This window comes from Azonexus sp. GW821-FHT04F04 (genome assembly GCF_059420025.1).
The window spans coordinates 392,397-413,330 of record NZ_JBWKSX010000002.1; the positions used below are offsets into that span (position 1 = coordinate 392,397).

Annotated in this window: 14 protein-coding genes; 10 read left to right on the plus strand and 4 right to left on the minus strand. The window is 61.5% G+C overall.

All coding sequences use genetic code 11. The features are described from left to right. Positions 1-26: 26 nt before the first annotated feature. From trxA to AC07TV_RS07260, 4 genes are all read left to right on the plus strand, one after another. Positions 27-353: a thioredoxin TrxA gene (gene trxA / locus AC07TV_RS07245; RefSeq protein WP_226400708.1), complete on the plus strand. Its 327-nt coding sequence runs from the start codon at positions 27-29 to the stop codon at positions 351-353. A 161-nt stretch (positions 354-514) separates the two neighbouring features. After that, a complete protein-coding gene (gene rho / locus AC07TV_RS07250; RefSeq protein WP_494647724.1) occupies positions 515-1,774 on the plus strand; it encodes a transcription termination factor Rho in 1,260 nt (419 codons plus the stop codon). Between the two features lie 91 nt (positions 1,775-1,865). After that, positions 1,866-2,087, plus strand: coding sequence for a 50S ribosomal protein L31 (gene rpmE / locus AC07TV_RS07255; protein WP_117608274.1), 222 nt, complete (start codon positions 1,866-1,868; stop codon positions 2,085-2,087). 60 nt (positions 2,088-2,147) lie between these two features. After that, on the plus strand, positions 2,148-3,782 hold the full coding sequence (locus tag AC07TV_RS07260; protein ID WP_494647725.1) for an ArnT family glycosyltransferase: 1,635 nt from the start codon (positions 2,148-2,150) through the stop codon (positions 3,780-3,782). Positions 3,783-3,802: 20 nt separating this feature from the next. Here AC07TV_RS07260 and orn read toward each other — a convergent pair whose 3' ends face one another. Then, on the minus strand, positions 3,803-4,348 hold the full coding sequence (gene orn / locus AC07TV_RS07265) for an oligoribonuclease (protein WP_494647726.1): 546 nt from the start codon (positions 4,346-4,348) through the stop codon (positions 3,803-3,805). A gap of 104 nt (positions 4,349-4,452) precedes the next feature. Between orn and AC07TV_RS07270 the strand changes: the two genes are divergently transcribed. From AC07TV_RS07270 to AC07TV_RS07295, 6 genes are all read left to right on the plus strand, one after another. Continuing rightward, positions 4,453-5,655 carry a M48 family metallopeptidase gene (locus AC07TV_RS07270; protein ID WP_494647727.1) on the plus strand — a complete coding sequence of 401 codons (1,203 nt, stop codon included), beginning with the start codon at positions 4,453-4,455 and terminating at the stop codon, positions 5,653-5,655. Continuing rightward, on the plus strand, positions 5,652-5,966 hold the full coding sequence (locus AC07TV_RS07275; RefSeq protein ID WP_494647728.1) for a cytochrome c: 315 nt from the start codon (positions 5,652-5,654) through the stop codon (positions 5,964-5,966). Before AC07TV_RS07270 ends, AC07TV_RS07275 begins: the two co-directional genes overlap by 4 nt. Continuing rightward, a complete protein-coding gene (gene rsgA, locus AC07TV_RS07280) occupies positions 5,966-6,832 on the plus strand; it encodes a ribosome small subunit-dependent GTPase A (RefSeq protein WP_494647729.1) in 867 nt (288 codons plus the stop codon). Before AC07TV_RS07275 ends, rsgA begins: the two co-directional genes overlap by 1 nt. A gap of 116 nt (positions 6,833-6,948) precedes the next feature. After that, positions 6,949-8,034, plus strand: coding sequence for a response regulator (locus AC07TV_RS07285; protein ID WP_494647730.1), 1,086 nt, complete (start codon positions 6,949-6,951; stop codon positions 8,032-8,034). Positions 8,035-8,037: 3 nt separating this feature from the next. Continuing rightward, positions 8,038-11,472, plus strand: a complete 3,435-nt coding sequence (locus AC07TV_RS07290; RefSeq protein ID WP_494647731.1) for a PAS domain-containing hybrid sensor histidine kinase/response regulator — start codon at positions 8,038-8,040, stop codon at positions 11,470-11,472. Continuing rightward, a complete protein-coding gene (locus AC07TV_RS07295) occupies positions 11,469-16,166 on the plus strand; it encodes a PAS domain-containing protein (protein ID WP_494647732.1) in 4,698 nt (1,565 codons plus the stop codon). The genes AC07TV_RS07290 and AC07TV_RS07295 overlap by 4 nt, the downstream gene beginning before the upstream one ends. Here AC07TV_RS07295 and AC07TV_RS07300 read toward each other — a convergent pair. Genes AC07TV_RS07300 through AC07TV_RS07310 form a run of 3 tightly spaced genes read right to left on the minus strand, consistent with a single transcriptional unit; the run spans position 16,163 to position 20,930 of the window. After that, positions 16,163-17,392: a TIGR03862 family flavoprotein gene (locus AC07TV_RS07300; RefSeq protein ID WP_494647755.1), complete on the minus strand. Its 1,230-nt coding sequence runs from the start codon at positions 17,390-17,392 to the stop codon at positions 16,163-16,165. The genes AC07TV_RS07295 and AC07TV_RS07300 overlap by 4 nt on opposite strands. Further along, on the minus strand, positions 17,392-18,387 hold the full coding sequence (locus AC07TV_RS07305) for a transglutaminase family protein (protein WP_494647733.1): 996 nt from the start codon (positions 18,385-18,387) through the stop codon (positions 17,392-17,394). Before AC07TV_RS07305 ends, AC07TV_RS07300 begins: the two co-directional genes overlap by 1 nt. Before the next feature lie 2 nt (positions 18,388-18,389). Further along, complete coding sequence (locus AC07TV_RS07310) at positions 18,390-20,930, minus strand: circularly permuted type 2 ATP-grasp protein (RefSeq protein WP_494647734.1); 2,541 nt, start codon at positions 20,928-20,930, stop codon at positions 18,390-18,392. Between the last annotated feature and the right edge of the window lie 4 nt (positions 20,931-20,934).

Here is a 20,934-nt window from a genome sequence, read left to right on the forward strand (position 1 = left end):
CGTTTCACCCATCCCATGAGGCAACCATGAGCGAGCACATCCATTACGTAACCGACGACACATTTGAAGCGGAAGTGCTGCAATCGCAGCAACCCGTTCTCGTCGACTACTGGGCAGAATGGTGCGGCCCCTGCAAGATGATCGCTCCGATCCTGGACGAAGTGGCAACCGAATACGCCGGCAAGCTCAAGGTGGCCAAGGTCAACATTGATGACAATCAGGCAACCCCTGCCAAGTACGGTATCCGCGGCATTCCGACGCTAATGATTTTCAAGAACGGCAATATCGAAGCAACCAAGGTTGGCGCACTGTCCAAGTCGCAACTCGCTGCCTTTATTGACAGCAACCTGTAATCTCCGTAGTCTCCCGCCCTGAAGGTGCGTCCTGCACCTTCAGGCAGATGCCTCCGGCCCAGAGCCCACGCATCACTCCCCACCCAAAAGCTCCCAAGCTCTTGCGCCCCGGTTTCGGGCAGCAGCCCGGCCCATAATTTACTGGCGCCACACACTCCTACATGCAACTTTCCGAACTAAAAACACTACACGTCAGCAAATTGCTGGACATGGCTACCGAACTAGCCATCGAAAACGCCAACCGCATGCGCAAGATGGAGCTGATCTACGCCATCCTGAAAGCCAAGGCCAAGAATGGCGAAACCATCTACGGAGATGGCACACTGGAAGTACTGTCGGATGGCTTCGGCTTCCTGCGCTCCGCCGACACATCCTACCTCGCCAACCCGGATGACATCTACGTCTCCCCGTCGCAAGTCCGCCGGTTCAACCTGCGCACCGGTGACACCGTCGAAGGCGAAATTCGTACGCCGAAGGATGGCGAACGCTACGTCGCACTGACCAAGCTCGACCGCATCAACGGATTCCCGCCGGAAGCCAACAAAAACAAAATCATGTTCGAGAACCTGACGCCGCTGCATCCGACGCGTCACTTGAAACTCGAACGCGACATCAAGTCGGAAGAAAACATTACCAGCCGGGTCATCGACATGGTCGCGCCGATCGGCTGCGGCCAGCGCGGCCTGCTAGTCGCACCGCCGAAGACTGGCAAGACAGTAATGCTGCAGAACATCGCCCACGCCATCACCGCCAACCATCCGGAAGTGACCCTCATTGTCCTGCTCATTGACGAGCGCCCGGAAGAAGTCACCGAAATGACCCGCACCGTCAAGGGTGAGGTCGTTGCCTCGACTTTCGACGAACCGGCCACCCGCCACGTCGCGGTTGCCGAGATGGTCATCGAAAAAGCCAAGCGCTTGGTCGAACACAAGAAGGATGTCGTCATCCTGCTCGACTCCATCACCCGTCTCGCCCGCGCCTACAACACCGTTCAGCCTGCTTCCGGCAAGGTGCTGACCGGTGGCGTCGACGCCAACGCCCTGCAGAAGCCGAAGCGCTTCTTCGGCGCTGCGCGCAACATCGAGGAAGGCGGCTCGCTGACCATCCTGGCCACGGCCCTGATTGATACCGGCTCGCGTATGGACGAGGTCATTTACGAAGAATTCAAGGGCACCGGCAACTCGGAAATCCACCTCGACCGCCGCATGGCCGAGAAGCGGATGTACCCGGCAGTGAACGTCAACCGCTCCGGCACCCGCCGCGAAGAATTGCTGCTCAAACCCGACGTGCTGCAGAAAATGTGGGTTCTGCGCAAGCTTTGCTACCCGATGGACGATCTCGAAGCGATGGAATTCCTGCTCGACAAGGTCAAATCGACCAAGGGCAATCAGGAGTTTTTTGACGCCATGCGTCGCGGCTAATATATATATTGCAAGCCGGTAACTATTCAACGATAATGACCGGCTTACTAGATCGGCCACATCCGCCGGTCGCTTGACTTAAGGACTAAAGATGAAAGCCAATATCCATCCGGATTACAACGAGATTCAGGTGACCTGCTCCTGTGGCAGCACCTTCACGACCAAGTCGACCATGAAGAAGGCGCTTCACGTCGAAGTTTGCTCGCTCTGCCACCCGTTCTATACCGGCAAGCAAAAGATCGTCGACACCGCCGGCCGTGTCGAACGCTTCAACCAGAAATTCGGCGCGATGCGCGGCAAGGCTGCTGCCTGATCTGCCCGAATTACGGTATAAAAGGCAGCCTTATGGCTGCCTTTTTCATTTCTGGCTGACATGTCTGATCCCCTCTCCATGATTCGCGATACGCTGCGTCGCGGCATTCGCCTGCCTCCCGCCGGCTGGGTACTCGCCGCGATCCTGGCATTCTACGTGTTGGCCGGACTGTTCGGCCGCGATCCGTGGAAGGGTGAGGACGCGATCCACATCGGCGCCGCCTGGCACATGCTGAACTTTGGCGACTGGCTATCGCCCGACCTGGCTGGCCGCCCTTTCCACGAACCACCGCTCTATTACTGGAGCGCTGCCCTGACCGGCAAGCTGTTCGGCTGGCTGCTGCCGCTGCACGAAGCGATGCGCCTGGCCAGCGGCATTTGGGTTGCGCTGGCACTGATGGGGCTCTACTACGCCGGTCGCGAGTTATACGGCGAAGAAAGCGCAGCAGCCAGCCCGCTACTGCTTGCCGGCTGCGCCGGCCTACTTTTCCACGCCCACGATGCGCAGCCGATGTTGATCGCACTTGCCGCCTACGCGGGAGGCCTTGGCGCGCTCGCCACGATTGGCCGAAAACCACGCTTGACCGGCATTTTCTACGGCCTCGCAGTAGCCGGCTGCCTGCTTGGTACCGGCATCGCGCCGACATTGCCGCTTCTGGCCATGGCCCCCATCGCCTGGTGGCTGTCTCCGGATCGCCCGAAAGCCCTGCACACCCTGCTCATCGGCCTTGCCCTGGCCACTGTCCTGATTCTGCCGTGGCCACTGCTGCTGCTCAATCTGGAGCCGAGCCGCTTCCACGGTTGGTTGGCTACCGAACTGGCGCCGCTCAAAACACCTTTTTCGCTCGCTGGCGGCGGCCGCTTTCTTGCCATGGTGCCTTGGTTCGCTTTCCCTGCCCTGCCGCTCGCCGGATGGACGCTGTGGATCAGGCGCAAGAACCTGAAGTCAGCCGAGCAGTTGCTGCCCCTTGCATTTTTCCTGATTACCTTGTTGTTGCTGGCCTGGGCCTACCGCCCACGGCAAATTCCCGCATTGCTGCTGTTGCCACCGCTGGCACTTCTCGCCACGCCCGGTGCCTTGGCCTTGCGCCGCGGTTCGGCCAATGCCTTCGACTGGTTTGCGATGTCGACCTTCAGTGTCTTTGTCGGCATCGTCTGGCTGGGCTGGTCGGCGATGGTTCTCGGCTGGCCGGGACAGATGGCCAAGCGGGCCCTGGTGCTGCGCCCGGGCTTCACCGGACACTTCGATCTGCTGGCGCTGGTTATCGGCTTGGCGGCAACGGCCTGGTGGATCTGGCTGATCATCACAGCCCCGCGCTCTCCCTACCGCAGCCTGACCCATTGGACCCTGGGCTGCACGACGCTCTGGTTGCTGGCGACGACGCTGATCATGCCATGGTTCGATTTCAACAAGTCCTATCGCCCGGTCGCCCAAGCCATAGCCCAGGCATTGCCGGCCGATCATGGCTGCCTGGCCGAGCGCAAACTGAATGAAACCCAGCTCGCTTCGCTGTCCTATTTCGTCGGCATCGAACCGTCGGCCGAAGAGTCAAAGGCTGGACAGGCATGCAACTGGTTGCTGGTCGTTGGCGACACCCGCCGTGAGCTATCAGCGCCAAATGGCCAGTGGACCAAGGTCTGGGAAGGCAACCGCCCCGGCGATCGCAAGGAAACCTTCCGTCTTTTCCGGCGCTGACGACAGCGCCGAAAAAACGATTACCCCTTCAGGAAGTGCTCGCGGTAATACTTCATTTCGTCGATGGACTCGTAAATATCGGCCAGCGCCGTGTGCTTGCTCTTTTTCTTGAAGCCCTTGTAGATTTCCGGCTGCCAGCGCTTGCACAGTTCCTTGAGGGTGCTGACATCGAGATTCCGGTAGTGAAAGAAGGCTTCCAGCGTCGGCATGTAGCGGGCCATGAAACGGCGATCCTGGCCGATCGAGTTGCCGCACATCGGCGAGTGACCGGCCAGCGAATATTTCTTCAGAAATTCCAGCGCCTCGGCCTCGACTTCAGCCTCATTCATCGTCGACGCCTTGACCTTGTCGATAAGACCGGAACGTCCGTGGGTTTTCTGGTTCCAATCATCCATGCCGGCCAGAACTTCATCGCTCTGATGGACAACCCAGGCAGGCGATTCGGCGACCATTTCGAGCTCCGAATTGGTGACGACCATGGCCATTTCGATGATGCGGTCGCCATCCGGGTTCAGACCGGTCATTTCCATGTCCAGCCAGACGAGGTTGTTTGCAGTGCCTGCCATATAATTGCCCGAATCCTTGAAAACCGCGATTTTCGCACAGCTTTGGTCCCCCATCCGTGACACCTGACTTCACTTTCATTTTTCTGCTTTTTTTCGGGTTGACCGTGGCAGTCCGCCTGTGGCTCAAGCTGCGCCACATCCGCTTCGTCGCCACCCATCGCAATGCCGTGCCGGCTGATTTCGCCGAACGGATTGCCCTGACGGCGCATCAAAAAGCGGCTGATTACACCGTCGACCGCAGCAAAACGGCCATTGTCGGCACGCTGATCGAGGCAGTGCTGCTTCTGGCCTTCACCCTGGGTGGCGGCCTCGCTGCCCTGCACGATTTCTGGTCACTCCGCCTGGACGACCTCTCCTACGGTCTGGCGATGATCTTCAGCGTCATGGTCATTTCCGGCCTGATTGATCTGCCGCTCTCGCTGTACAGCCAGTTCGTCATCGAAGAACGGCACGGCTTCAACCGGATGACCCTCGGCCTGTTCGTTACCGACCTGCTCAAGCAAACCCTGCTTGGCATCGCCATCGGGGCCCCTGTCATCACCGCCGTTCTGTGGCTGATGGGCGCCATGGGCCAGTATTGGTGGCTTTACGTCTGGCTGTTCTGGAGCGGCTTCAACCTGCTCATCATGTTCGTTTACCCGACCTGGATTGCGCCGCTCTTCAACAAGTTCTCACCGCTCGAAGACGGCGAAATGAAATCGCGCATCGAAGCCCTGCTCACCCGTTGCGGCTTCCGCTCATCCGGCCTTTTCGTCATGGATGGTTCGAAGCGTTCAAGCCACGGCAACGCCTATTTCACGGGCTTCGGCAACACCAAGCGCATTGTCTTCTTCGACACCCTGCTTTCCCGCCTCGAACCGCCCGAGGTCGAAGCCGTGCTCGCCCACGAACTCGGCCATTTCCGCAAAAAGCACGTCGTCAAGCGCATGGTGCTCATGTTCGCCGGCTCGCTCGCTTTCCTCTGGCTGCTCGGCCAGCTGATCGATGCCCCGTGGTTCTACACCGGCCTCGGCGTACCGGCCCAAAGCACAGCGCTGGGGCTGATCCTTTTCTTTCTGGTCATGCCGGTGTTCACCTTTCCGCTCAGCCCGCTGATGAGCAACCTGTCCCGTCGCCACGAATTCGAGGCCGATGCCTACGCCGCTCAACACGCCGCCGCCAGCGACCTCATTCGCGCCCTGGTCAAGCTCTATCAGGACAATGCTTCAACCCTGACGCCCGACCCGTTACACTCGCTGTTCCACGATTCCCACCCGCCGGCCGCGCAGCGCATCGCGCACCTGCAAATTCAGGAGAAACCCGCATGAAAACAGTCAACGCACTGCTTGCCAGCTCCCTGATCTCCTTGCCGGTACTGGCCGCCGAGCCATGGGGCAATGCCGACCCGAAAGTCGGCAAGGCACGCCATGACGAGGCCTGCGTCGCCTGCCATGTCCGTCTCTACGGCGGCGATGGCAGCAAGATGTACACCCGTGATGGTCGCTTGCTGTCGACCCAGCTCGATGTCCTGCAACGCGTCGCCACCTGCAACTCGCAGGTCAAGGCTGGCTGGTTTCCGGAAGAAGAAGCCGAAGTTGCCGCCTATCTGAACCAGCAGTACTACCACTTCAAAGACTGATGGAAGGCCGCGTCATTGCCGCGCACGGCCGCCAGTACGTGGTCGAACTGGCCGACGGCTCACGCCTGCCCTGTTTCCCGCGCGGCAAGAAAAGCGATGTCGCCTGCGGTGATCGCGTCGATATCAAGCAGACCTCCGACGACCAGGGCGTCATCGAGGCGATTCAGCCGCGCAGCAGCCTGCTCTACCGCTCGAACGAAATCCGCCAGAAACTGATCGCCGCCAATGTTGATCAACTGGTCATCGTCGTCGCCACCGAACCGGCCTTCTCCGACGAACTGATTGCCCGCGCCCTGATAGCAGCCGAAAGCGAGGAAATCACGCCGCTCATCGTCCTCAACAAGTGCGACCTTGCCGACAAGCTGCCAGCCGCCCGCCAACGCCTGGCGGTGCTCGCCAACCTCGGCTACCGCGTCCTCGAACTATCCGCCCTCGAACACGCCGAAGAACTGCGCCCCCACCTCGCCAACCAGACCAGCGTACTGGTCGGCCAATCCGGCATGGGCAAATCAACACTGGTCAATGCACTGATCCCCGAGGCACAGGCAGCCACCCGCGAAATTTCGCAAGCCCTCGACTCCGGCAAGCACACCACGACGCACGCCACGCTCTACCATCTGGATGCCGATAGCCATCTGATCGACTCACCTGGCCTGCAGGAATTCGGCCTTGGCCACCTCGAACGTCAGGAAATCGAACAGGCCTTCCCGGAGTTTCGCCCCTATCTCGGTCAATGCCGTTTCCGCGACTGCAACCACAACCGGGAACCGGATTGCGCCCTGATTGCTGCGGTCGACGCCGAAAAGATCGATAAAACGCGCTTTGCCACCTATCACCGTATCGTCGGAACGCAAAGGGCGATCTGACTAGACGACAAAAACCCTCCCGAGGCAACCGATGAGGGTTTGCCGCCATAGCATTTTCCCGGTCACAAGGTGATAATTCTGAGAAATTCGCCATGATCGGGCGACAGGAGACAAAAATGGGCGCCAACCCGCCGACCATTCTCATCGTAGACGACACCCCGGAGAATCTCAGCGTCCTCGGTGAGCTGTTGCAACCTGCCTATCGCGTCCGTGCCGCCAACTCCGGCCGACGCGCACTGCAGATCGCGCTCGGCAGCCCGACACCGGACCTCATCCTGCTCGACGTCATGATGCCGGAAATGGATGGCTACGATGTCCTCGCCGAATTGCAGGCCACCCCTGCCACGCGCAACATCCCGGTCATTTTTGTCACGGCCATGGATGGCACGGAGGACGAAGAACGTGGCCTCGACCACGGCGCGGTGGACTACATCACCAAGCCGATCCGGCCCAGCATTGTCCTCGCCCGCATCCGCACGCAACTCGAACTCAAACAGGCGCGCGACATCCTGAGCAACCAGAACAATTATCTGGAGGCCGAAGTCGCTCGCCGCATGGGCGAAAACCAGTTGATTCAGGAAGTCAGCATCCATGCGCTGGCCCGCCTGGCCGAGACCCGCGACCCGGAAACCGGCAAGCACCTTCGGCGAACTCAGGAGTATGTCCTGACCCTGGCCAAGGCACTGCGTGACAACCCGCGTTTCTCCGCCTATCTCGACGAACGGACCATCAACGCACTGGCCCAGTCCGCGCCGCTCCACGACATCGGCAAAGTCGGCATTCCCGACCACATCCTCCTCAAGCCGGGAAAACTGACACCGGAAGAGTGGGAAATCATGAAAACCCATGCCGAACTCGGCAGCAATGCCATTGCCCAAGCCGAAGCAGATGCCGACAAACCGGTCGAATTTCTTGCCATCGCCAAGCTGATCGCCCGCTCCCACCACGAAAAGTGGGATGGCAGCGGCTACCCGGATGGACTCATCGGGGACAGCATCCCGATTGCTGCCCGCCTGATGGCACTGGCCGATGTTTTCGATGCACTGACCTGCAAACGCGTCTACAAACCGGCATTCTCCTTTGACGACGCCTACCGCATCATCGTCGATGGCAAAGGAAACCATTTCGATCCAGACATCGTCGACGCCTTCGTTCGGGAATACGCCACTTTCATGACCATCGCCAAGACCTACGCCGAGTAGACAATGCCGCGCGTCCGTCACCGCAGCCAGCAAAAAGAACTACATCGGGCCATCGCCCAGGTAGTCCTGCCCTACGTTGCGCTGGCGGCACTGTGGATTCTGGTATCTGACCAACTTGTTGCCTACCTGATCACCGATGCAGACATGCGTATCACGGCAAGCATGTTGAAAGGCTGGTTTTTTATCGCCATTACGGCAAGTCTCCTTTCTGTGCTCCTTTACCGCCTGCTACGCGAGAACATGGCTCGCCGCGCAGCTGCCGAAGATGCCAAAGTCGGTCTCGAGCGCGAGCGCGGCCAGCTGCGCACCCTGTTCGACACCATGCCCGACCTCGTCTGGCTGAAGGATCCTGACGGGGTCTATCTCAGTTGCAACAAGCGCTTTGAGCAGTTCTTCGGGGCCGACGAAGCCAGCATCTGCGGAAAAACCGATTTCGATTTCGTTGATCCCGAACTGGCCCGATTTTTCCGGGCCAATGACCTCGCCGCGCTGCTCGCCAAGGGGCCATGCCGCAACGACGAGTGGGTCACCTTCGCCAGCGACGGCCATCGCGAACTGCTGCAGACAACCAAGGCACCGATTCACGACAGCACCGGGCATCTGATTGGCGTCCTTGGCATCAGCCGCGACATCACCCAGAACCATGAATTGCAGGAACGTTTTACTGTCGCCTTCAATGGCAGCCCGGCGGCCATTTCGCTAACCACACTGGAAAACGGCACATTTCTCGAGGTCAACCCGCGCTACCAGCAACTACTCGGCTGGCAGCGGGAGGAGCTGATCGGCAAGAGCGCACTCGATTTTCATTTATGGCCGAGTACCGAAGCCCGAATAACGTGGCGTAACCAACTACTGGAAACGGGCCTCCTCCAGGATTTTCAGACAGAGTGGCGGCGACGGGATGGGACGCCTGTCCAGATCAGCCTTTCCGCCGAAATTGTTCATCTGGGTGGCAACCCCTACATCCTTGCCTTCATCCTCGACATCTCCGAACGCAAGCGGGCCGCCGAGCAAATTGCCCAGTTGCAGGAGCGGCTGGCCATCGCTTTCCGCGCCGCCCCGGTCGCTACCTGCATCACCCGCGCAGCCGATGGCAAAATGATTGATGTCAACGAACGCTTGCTCAGCGAGTACAGCGCGACGCGCGAAGAACTGATCGGCAAGACGACTATCGAAGCCGGACTCTGGCAAGCCGAGGATCGGGCCAGAATGATTGAGATACTCAAACGCGACGGGTATGTCGTCGATTTCGACAGCATCGGCATTGGCCGCGACGGACGTCGGCGACGTATCAGCCTTTCCGCCGCCAAAATTGATATCAACGGCGAACCGCATCTCGTTGTCTACATCATCGACGTTTCCGAACGCAAGGCAGCAGAACAGGCACTGCGCGAACGTGAAGAAATCTTCCGCAGTATCGTCACCCAGGCCAACGATGGCATCTGCCTGATTGATCCCGAAACGCTGGGATTCATCGAAATCAACGATGCGGTCATTCATAACCTCGGCTATAGCCGGGCCGAATTTTCGGGGTTCAATCTTCTCGACCTGCAAGTAGATACGACCGAGGCTGAACTGCGTTCATTCATGTCCTGGGTCATCGCCCAAGGCAACGCCACCTTCGAGCGCCGGCACCGACGCCGCGATGGCAGCATCCAGATTGCCCGGGTCGCGGCGGCGGCCGTCCGGGTCGGCGAGGGCACCAAGGTTTCAGCCATCTGGCAGGACATCACGGAAGCCAAGCAAACTGCCAGCGAACTCGAGCAACATCGCGAGCACCTCAAGGAACTGGTTGTAGCCCGCACGGCAGAGCTCGAGGCTGCCAAGGACTCCGCCGAACAGGCCAACCGCGCGAAAAGCGACTTTCTGGCCAACATGAGCCACGAGATCCGGACGCCGATGAATGCCATTATCGGACTCACCCACCTTGCCGAGCATCACACGCAGGATGCCGAGCAACTCAGTCGCCTGAACAAAGTGGCCGACGCCGCCCACCACCTGCTGGCGATCATCAACCAGATCCTCGACATCTCGAAGATTGAGGCCGGAAAACTGGAGCTTACCCCGGTCGATTTTCTCCTCTCGCGGATCCTCGACAACACCAACGAACTGGTACTCGACCGACTGCAATCGCGCGGCCTGACATTCCACCAGGAGATCGACCCGGCCCTGCCGCCCGTGCTGCATGGCGATCCGCTACGAATTGGCCAGGTTCTGCTCAACTACCTGAGCAACGCAGTCAAATTCACGGAAAAGGGCAACATTTCCGTCGCCGTCAATCTGCTGTCTGCCGAGGCCGAACACCTGATTGTGCGCTTTGCCGTATCGGACACCGGGATCGGCATCCCCATCGAGCAACAAAGCCGTCTCTTCAACGCCTTTGAACAAGCCGACAACTCGACAACCCGCCGCTTTGGCGGCACCGGACTGGGCCTCGCCATTGCCCACCGACTAGCCCATCTGATGGGTGGCGAAGCCGGGCTGACCAGCATCCCCGGAGAGGGCAGCACTTTCTGGTTTACCGCCCGCCTGCAAGCCGGAACAACGGCCACCGACGTCTCCACCCCGCGCCTCTCGGCCAACGAAGCGGAACAGTTGATCAGCAACGAATACCCCCACGCCCGCATCCTGCTGGCCGAAGACAATCCGATCAATCAGGAAGTGGCGCTCGATCTGCTGCGTGGCATCGGCCTGCAGGCCGATCTCGCGGTCAACGGGGAAAAAGCCGTAAAAATGGCCGCCGAAACGGCCTATGACCTGATCCTGATGGATATCCAGATGCCGGTCATGGATGGACTGACCGCCACCCGCCTCATAAGACAGAGCCCGGGCGGCCATCAGGTACCCATTCTGGCGATGACCGCCAACGCCTTCGGCGAGGATCGTCAGCGCTGCCTTGACGCCGGAATGAACGATCACGTCGCCAAACCGGTCAATCCTTCCACCCTCTACGCCACGCTGATCAGATGGCTGACACCGCCAGTGATCGCAACCAGCCCCCAAGAACTCCCGACGACACTGCAACCAGAACCAGCCCCGACCGAGGCAGGACAGGCGACCATCGCCGCCCTCGAAAAAGTCCCCGGCCTGGACAGTGCCTACGGCCTGAAATCGATGCGCGGCAAGCTACCCAGCTATTTGCGCCTGCTCGGCATTTTTGTCGACACCCATGGCGACGACCACGCGAAGATCAGCACTGCCCTGAGCAGCGGTGCCATTGACCAGGCTGAACAAATTTCCCATGGTCTCAAAGGCGTCTCCGGCACCCTTGGCCTCAAGGGCATCTACGATGCCGCCCGCGCCCTCAATGAGGCCTTGCGCGAACCCGCCGCGCCGCCGGTCATTGCCGACCACCTCGCCGCCCTTGCCGAGCGCATGCGGGAAACCTGCGGCCCGCTGTCCTCCATCATCGCGGCGAACCGAACGGATACCAAATGAGCGCCACCGCAACCACGCTCCTCGACATCATGACCACCAACGTGCGCAGCCTGCCGCCGCACGCGACGCTGCGCGAAGCAGCCCACCTCATGGCCCGGGAACATATTTCCAGCCTGCTGGTGATGGCCGATGGGCAAGCTCTCGGCATCATCACCGAAAGCAACATCCTGCGTACCCTGCACGAGCACCAATCGGGTGATGTTCGCCTCGACGCCATCATGTCGCACCCGCTGATCACCGCCCCGACCAATCTCGATCTGGCCAGCGCCCGCCGCCTGGTCGAAGAAAAAGGCATCCGCCACCTCGTCGTCGTCAATGCGTCGGGGCTGGTCTGCGGCATCGTCAGCGACACCGATTTCCGCCTGCGCCTGGGCACCGAGGCCTTCCGCCACCTGCGGACGCTGGAAGGCATCATGGACAGGAATATCCCGCATTTGCCGCCCGAAGCGACACTCGGCGAGGCACTGGCCAGCATGATCGGCCATGCTGCGGACTACCTGATCGTCAGCGCGGAAGAAAAGCCACTCGGCATCATCACCGAACGCGACATCCCACGCCTGATCAGCACTTTCCAGGATCCGCACAGAGTCAGCCTGGGCCAGGCCATGAGCGCGCCCTTGCGCAGCGTTCGTGTCGACGCGACGGTGACCACGGCGCTGGAAACGATGAACCACTTCCAGCTTCGGCACATGGTGGTTCTCGCCAACGACGGCCGGATACTAGGCGTCATCAGCCAACGCCGGCTGTTCGAGCAGTTGGCACTCGAACGGCTGGAAAATGTCATGCTGCAGGCCCAGCAGGAACGCGAACGGCTGCATCTCGAAACGCACCTGCGATTGGCCCTCGACGGCGCCGCTGCCGGCAGCTGGGAATACAGCCACAAAAGCAGCTACCTGATTGCCAGCGATGGCCTGCTGGCCATGCTCGGCCATACGCGAGCCGGCGCGCCCGAGACCAAGGCCGACTGGATGGCACAAATCCATCCCGACGACCGGCATCTGCTGGTTGCCACGGTCAACGACAAAAATCGCCCGAAAAATCATTCCCGAGTCCTTGAATACCGGATCCGGCACAGCGACGGACGTTGGCTATGGGTCGAGGATCGCAGCTGCGTCGTCGAATGCAACGCCGACGACAGCCCCAGCGTGACAACGGGCGTCGTCAATGACATCACTGAACGGCAGATTACACGCCAACAGATTACCCGCCAGAACCGTGCCCTGCGCATGATGAGCAGCGTCGCCCAGTCGCTGGTTCGCCACAACGACGAAAAGCAGATGCTGGCAGATATTTGCTCCGTCCTGGTTGATATTGGCGGCTACCTGACGGCCTGGGTTGGCGACGCGGTTCAGGACGAAAGAAAGAGCATTGTTCCAACGGCCTGTTCCGGGCTTTGCGAATCATATGTCACCAACCTGAACGTCACCTGGGACGATACGCCCACCGGGCGCGGGCCAAGTGGCCGTGCCGTCCGCAGCGGCGTCCCTACAATCATCCGCAACATTGACAACGATGCTTCCTTCGAACCTTGGCGGCTAGCCGCCACCGCGCAGGGGTTTCATTCGTCGATTTCACTTCCGCTGCGGATTGATGGACAGGTGATCGGCGTCCTCAATCTCTATTCGGCATTGATCGACCCCTTCGACGACGAAGAAATCTCCCTGCTCTGCAACCTTGCCGGCGAACTCGGCCTTGGCCTGAGCATGCAGCGCTCGCGGCAGACGCTGGCGCAGAGCGAGGCGATGCTGCTGCAGGCGCAGCGCCTGGCACGCCTCGGCCATTTCACCTTCGACGCAGCGACCGATTGCCTGACGGGTTCGCCAACGCACAACGAAATATTCGGCATCGGGCCTGATGAACTGCTCAACACTGAGGACTGGCGGCGCCTGATTCATCCCGAAGACCGGGCGCGGATGAGCGATTATTCGCGGGACCATGTTTTCCGGGATGGCCAGCCATTCGACAACGAATACCGGCTGATCCGCCGTAACGATGGTCAGGAACGCTGGATCCACACTGTCGGCCAGCTTGCCTACGGCGGCGATGGCCGGGTCAGCCGGCTGTTCGGCACGAGCCAGGACATCACCGAGCGCAAGCAATTCGAGCAGCGCCTGAGTCAGAGCGAGGCGGAACTGAAAGAGGCGCAGGGCGTTGCCCACCTAGGCAGCTGGACGCTGGACATCGTCAATGACAAGCTCAACTGGAGCGCCGAGGTCTACCAGATCTTCAAGCTTCAGCACGATCACCCGTTGCGACTGGCCGACTTCGTCGAACGCATCCACCCCGACGACCAAAAGCGCGTACTGACCGACTGGCAGGCCGCCCTGGCCGGCGCCAGCTACGACAGCGAACATCGCATTGTCGTGGCTGGCGAGTTGCGCTGGGTCCGCGAGCGGGCCAACATCCGTTTTGACCAGTCCGGTCAGGCAGTATTCGCCGTCGGCACGGTGCAGGATGTCACCGAGCGTCACCTCGCCGAGGAGCAATTGAGCAAGCTGTCGCTGGCCATCGAGCAAAGTCCGCACAGCATCGTCATCACCAATATTCGTGCCGAAATCGAGTACGTCAACGACACCTTCGTCAGCAATACCGGCTATGCCCGCGAAGAAGCGATTGGCGCCAACCCGAGCATGCTGCACTCAAACCATACGCCCAAAGAGACTTATATCGAGATGTGGGCCACGCTCGGCGAGGGAAAAACCTGGCGGGGCGAATTTATCAATCAGCGCAAGGATGGTTCAATCTTCACCGAATTCGCCATCATTTCACCGGTGCGCCAACGGGATGGACTGATTACCCACTATCTCGCCATCAAAGAAGACATTACCGAGAAAAAGCGTAACCAGTCCGAGCTGGAAAACTACCGCCACCATCTTGAAACGCTGGTTGCCGAGCGCACTGAGCAGCTGATCCAGGCCAAGGATGAAGCCGAATCGGCCAGCCGCGCCAAAAGCGCCTTTCTGGCCAACATCAGCCATGAAATCCGGACGCCGATGAATGCCATCATCGGCCTCACCCACATTGCCCAGCGCAGCGCCGGCAGCACCGAACAGCATGATCGGCTGGGCAAGGTCGCCGAGGCCGCGCATCATCTGATGGGCATCATCAACGATGTGCTCGACATCTCGAAAATCGAAGCCGGCAAGCTGCAGCTCGAACATACCGGCTTCTCGCTCAGCCATATCTGCGCCAATACTTGCGCGATGGTGGCCGACCGGGCTCAAACCAAGCATCTGCCGCTGCGTTGCGAGATCGACCCGGCCATGCCGGCGACCTTGCTCGGCGACCCGTTGCGCGTTCAGCAGATATTGCTCAATTTCCTGTCCAATGCCATCAAGTTCACCCACCATGGCACGATCCGCATCACGATGCGCTTGCTGGGTTGCGACAATGACCACGCGATGATCCGCTGCGAAGTTGCCGACACCGGTATCGGCATTTCTCCGGACGGCCTGGCCAAGCTTTTCCAGCCATTCGAGCAGGGCGACACGTCGACGACTCGCCGCTATGGCGGCACCGGCCTGGGCCTGGCGATCAGCCGCCGGCTGGCCGAAGCGATGCATGGCGAGATCGGCGTGAACAGCGAGCCGGGCACTGGGAGCACTTTCTGGTTCACGGCCCGGCTTGGCGTGGCATTGGAAAATGAGACAGCCCCCGAGGCTGGCGCTGCATTCTCCGCCGGCTACCGGCGTGGTGCGCACATCCTGCTGGCCGAGGACAACGCCATCAACGCCGAGGTTGCCAGCGAACTGCTCCACTGCGCCGGACTGAAAGTCGATCTGGCCGTCGATGGCAGCCAGGCCCTCAAGATGGCCCGCGGACGGCACTACGATCTCGTTCTGATGGACATGCAGATGCCGATCATGGATGGCCTTGAAGCGACCCGCCAGATTCGCTCCCTGCCGGGCTGGGGAAAAACCCCCATTCTGGCGATGACCGCCAATGCCTTTGACGAGGATCGTGACATTTGCATGGCCGCAGGCATGAACGATCATGTCGCCAAGCCCGTCGCCCCGGATGTCCTTTTTGCCGCGCTTACCCGCTGGTTGCCGATCAAGGCTGCCATCCCGATTCCGGCTCACGAAACACCAGTTGCCCGCAATGAACTGGCCGACATCAGCGGACTGGACAGCCGCTTCGGCCTGCAGTCGGTGCGCGGCCGGATGGACAGCTATCTCCGACTGCTTGCCAAGTTCTCGGAAAACCACAGCGACGACTTTGTCCGCATCCGCAACAATCTGGCCGCCAGTAACCGCGACGAGGCGCGCCGCCTCGCCCACTCGCTGAAAGGCGTCTCGGCGACGCTTGGCGCCGTACTCATCAACAAGACCTCGGTCGCCCTTGAAACGGCCATCAAGGAAGGGCGTGACGCAACCGCCATCGAACCTCTCATCGAGGCCGCCGAGCAAGCCTACTCCTCATTGCGCGACCAATTGGCCACGGTCGCCCAACCCCAACATATCGGCGAAGACGCGGGCGATGCGGCGGCAACCAGCGCCCTGCTCGAGCGCCTCCGTCGGGAGTTGCAACAAGGCGAGATGAGCGCTCAGGATCTGGTTCGGCACCAGACCACGACCTTGAAAAACATCCTCGGCAACAAGTTCCGGGCATTCGATGATTTCGTTTCGGTCTTCGATTTTGAAGGTGCGCTGGCCGTCCTCAACGAAACCACTTCGCCCGAGAATGCTGCTTAGGCCAGACTATCCAGCCAGCGACCGGCGCCCAGCCCGGCCACCCGGCCGCTGGCCAGGCAGGCGGTGAGTAGATAGCCGCCGGTCGGCGCCTCCCAGTCGAGCATTTCGCCGGCGCAGAAGACGCCGGGCTGGCGGCGCAGCATGAGGTTTTCGTCCAGCCCTTCGAAAGTAACGCCACCAGCCGTGCTGATCGCTTCGTCGAGCGGCCGGGTCGCCGTCACCACCAGCGGCAAGCCCTTGATCGCCTCGGCCAGAGAACTCGCCTGATTCATCGTCTCGGCTTGGCAGAATTCACGGAGCAATCCGGCCTTGACGCCTTCGATGCCGGCATGCCGGCGCAGATGGTTGGCCAGCGAATCGCGGCCACGCGGCCGGGAGAGGTCGGCAGTCAGTTTTTCCAGGCTGCGGCCGGGCGCCAGATCGAGATACACGACGGCACTGCCGTCGCGGGCCAGGGCATCGCGCAAAGGCGCAGAGACGGCATAGATCAGCCCACCTTCGATACCCGTCGCCGTGATGTTGAATTCGCCCTTTTTTTCCGGTTGACCGTGGCAACGTGCCGACACGGCCTTGACCGGGGCGCCGGCAAAACGCTCGCTGAAATAGGGACCCCACGCCACGTCGAAGCCGCAATTGGCGGGCTTGAGCGGCGCCACCTCGATGCCGCGGTCGGCCAGCACGGGTACCCAGGCGCCATCCGAGCCGAGCTTGGCCCAGCTGCCGCCACCAAGGGCCAGAACGACCGCATCGGCCTCGACTGCGATCTCGCCGGCCGGCGTCGCAAAACGCAGGCTGCCATCGGCCGCCCAACCGAGCCAGCGATGCCGCACGTGAATCGCCACGCCCTGGCCGCGCAGGCGATGCAGCCAGGCGCGGAGCAGCGGTGCCGCTTTCATGTCGGTCGGAAAAACCCGGCCCGAGGTGCCGACGAAGGTGTCGATGCCGAGGCCATGAATCCACTCGCGCAGTTGCGTCGGCCCGAAAGCGTCGAGCAGCGGCGCGATGTGCCCGGCCCGTTCGCCATAGCGCCCGATAAAATCGGCCAGCGGCTCGGAATGGGTGATGTTCATGCCGCCCTTGCCGGCCATCAGGAACTTGCGACCGACCGAGGGCATCGATTCGAAAATTTCGACTTTTTTCGGGTTGACCGTGGCATCCGCCGCGGCAAGCATTTCAGCCGCCATCAGCCCGGCCGGGCCGCCGCCGATGATGGCGACGCGCCGCATCACTTGTCGTCCGCGTCCGCGTCGGGTTCCGGCTCTTCCGGCGTTTCGGGCGGCTCATCGATTTCCGCCTCGAGTAGCTCGCCCGGAATGTCTTCCTCGTCGAGCGGAATCACCGTCACCGCCACATCCGGCTCGGTGCCGCCGCCGCCCAGAATGATGCCGCGCAGCGGCGAAATGTCGGAGAAATCGCGGCCGAAGGCCAGCGTAATGTGCTCGGTATTGGGTAGCAGATTGTTGGTCGGATCAAAATCCACCCAGTCATTGTCGCTACCGGGCGCATAGACCGAAACCCAGGCGTGCGAGGCGTCGGCACCGATCAGGCGCGGTTTGCCGGGGGGCGGCCGGGTCAGCAGGTAGCCGCTGACATAGCGGGCCGCCAGGCCAAGCGCGCGCAGGCAGGCGATCATCAGGTGGGCAAAATCCTGGCAGACGCCGCGCTTGTTTTCGAGCACTTCGAGGACCGGTGTCGATACCGTGGTCGCCTCGGGATCGAAAGTGAATTCGCGGAAAATCTTGGCCATCAGCGCCTTGGCGCCAACCAGGACCGGCGTGTCGGGCGGGAAGCAGTCGGCGGCATAGTCGGCCAGCTCGTGCTTGACCCGCACGTGCGGGCTTTCGAACAGGAAACGCGTCGCATCGAGGTCGGCCGGGATCGGATCGGTCGAATCGTAAGCCAGGCGGTCGCGGACCTCCTCCCAGGGCAGCGATGCCTCGATATCCTTGGGCAGATGCGGCATGACAGCGACGGTCATGGCCGAACTGATGAACAGCTCATCATGCGGCGTATGAAAGGCCATCCAGGTCACCGGGTTGCCGAAGGCGTCGCGACCGTCGCGGCGCCAGGTCGGCACCGGAGTGATGTCGATGCGCTGCTCTTCGACCTGCTGCCAGTCGAGAACACGTGGCGACAGGTGTAGCTGCTGCTGCGACAGCGAAACATTGCTGCCGTAGTCGTAGCGGGTTTCGTGCAGCACGCGGTAGCGAACGGGTTCCATGATCAGACCGCCATCGTCTGCCGGCTGACATCGCCGACATGGGTGAAGTAGCGCATGCCGAGGGCCTCGGAGAGCTTGTTCGCCGCGCTATCGAGCGCCAGCAACAAGTCGGCGAGCGCTTCGCAGGCCGAATAATCGCGGGCGCTGTCGAACTGGATGTTTTCCAGGCGATGCAGGTCAAAAGCTTCGAGAGCGGCCAGCGCGGAGGCCAGGCCGCTGCCAAAATCGTCGCCGAGCTCGCGCTGCATGCGCTCCAGGTAGTTGCCCAGCACATTGGCCTGAAATACCACGCCGTGCGGGTTGCTCTCGTCGAAAACGAGCAGGTCGATGACCGGCAGCAGCTCCGGCTGGCGCGAGTAACGCGAGCGGTAGGTGATGATCGAGTCGGACAGTTCGAGCAGCCATTCGAGCGAGCCCTGACTGCGCGCCGCCGGCATGCGCAGAAAATGGGCAACCATCAGCGACAGGAAGGAAAGCCGTTCGAGCCGCCGGCCGATGAACAGGAAGCGCCAGCCATCGTCACGCGTCATGTTATCCATGGCGAAACCGGTCAGCGACGACGAGACGCCAAGCACGCGGTCGAGGAAGGCAATCGCCTCGGTCAGCGTCGGGTGGGTCTTGAGCGCTGCCTGCTGATCGCGCTGCAAGCGGTTGAGCGAATGCCAGTGATCGAGCGAAAGGCGCTCGCGGACGTGCGTTGCCGACCACATCAGGGAGCGGATATTGCGGGCCAGACTGCCCGGCTGCTCGGGATCGTAGATCGCTTCGAGCAACTCGTGCTCGCCGCCCTCCTTGACCTCGCCGCTTTCCTTGAGTTTGTCCTCTTCCTCACCAAGCTTGGGCAACACACCCAGCCGCCGGGCCAGTTCCATCGCCGCGATGACGACCGGTGTTTTCTGGCCACCGCCGACAACGACGCGCGACAAGGCGACACGCAGCATGCGGGCGCTGTCGTCGAAACGCTCGGAATAGCGACCGAGCCAGAACAGGTTCTCGACCACCCGCGAAGTCAGGTTGGCGCCAGCCCGCACCAGGTCGCGCACGCCGACCGAAGGCTTGAGCAGCGAGAACTGGCTGACCGGGCCATTGGTCAACACCCAGCAATCCTTCGAGGCGCCGCCGCGCTGCATCGAGATGATGCGGGTACCGGCCGCGGTCGTTACCCGGGCCAGACCACCCGGCATCACCGAATAGCCGTCCGGCGTCGTCACCGCGTAGGCGCGCAGGCCGACCGGCCGAGCCAGCAGGCGACGTTCATGCGCCCGGCTCCAGGTTGGCGCCTGCGACAGATTGATCATTTCCTGGGCGACATAGGCATGCGGTCGCGCTTCGATCCGGCGCAACATCTCGGCGCGCGCCTCGCCCTTCAGTTCATTGCCAAAAGCCGGCTCCATGTTCTGGGTCGGGTAGGCCGGCTTGATGACCAGATCGTCGAAGTTTTCCTTGACGTAATCGAGCGCCGGCTTCTCGCCGCACCACCATGTCGCGACCGACGGCATGGCCAGCTTTTCGCCGAGCAGGTGGCGGCAGATGGCGGGCAGGAAGCCCATCAGCGCGCCGGAAGCAAGCAGGCCGCTGCCCAGCGCATTGGCGATGACGACGCGCCCGGCCCGCGCCACATTGAGCAGGCCGGGAATACCCAGCGCCGATTCGCCGCGCAGTTCGAGCGGGTCGCAATAGGCATCGTCCTGACGGCGCAGGATGACGTGCACGCGCTTCAACCCACGCAGTGTTTTCAGATAAACCGTCTCGCCGCGCACCGTCAGGTCCTGCCCCTCGACCAGCGGGAAGCCGAGGTAACGGGCCAGGTAGGCGTGTTCGAAATAGGTTTCGTTGTACGGCCCGGGGGTGAGCAGGACCATGTGCGGCTGCTCGTCGCCCTCGACCGGGGCTAGCGCAGTCAGGCCATCGAGCTGGTCGCGGAAGAAGTCGGCGACGTGCTGGACGCGCAGGTCGCGGAACATTTCCGGGAAAACACGCGAAACGATGAGCCGGTTTTCCAGCGCATAGCCCGCCCCCGACGGTGCCTGCGTGCGGTCGGCGATGACCCACCAGCGGCCATTCGGCGAACGCGCCAGATCAACGGCGTAATTGTGCAGCCAAATCCCGCCCGGCGGCTTGACGCCGCGGCACGGCCACAGGTAGCCGTGCTGGCCATAGACCAGCGCCGGCGGCAGCAGACCTTCGGCCAGCAGTGTCTGCTCGCCGTAGAGATCGTCCAGAATGGCGTTGAGCAGGGTAGCGCGCTGGGCCACGGCGGCCGACAACTCGGCCCACTCGTCGGGCGGAATGATCAGTGGCAGCGGATCGAGCGCCCACGGCCGGTCGGCCCCGTTCGGATCGGCGTAGACGTTGTAGGTGACGCCGTTTTCCTGAATACGCTGCTCGGAAAAATCGAGGCGGCGCCGCATTTCCTCCGGCGTCACCGCATCGAGATGCGTCAGGAACTGCTTCCAGTGCGGACGAACTTCACCATCCGCAGCCAGCATTTCATCGTAGCGGCGGGGACTGTGGGGGTAGATTGCGAGGAGGGTGCGCGCCATTTAG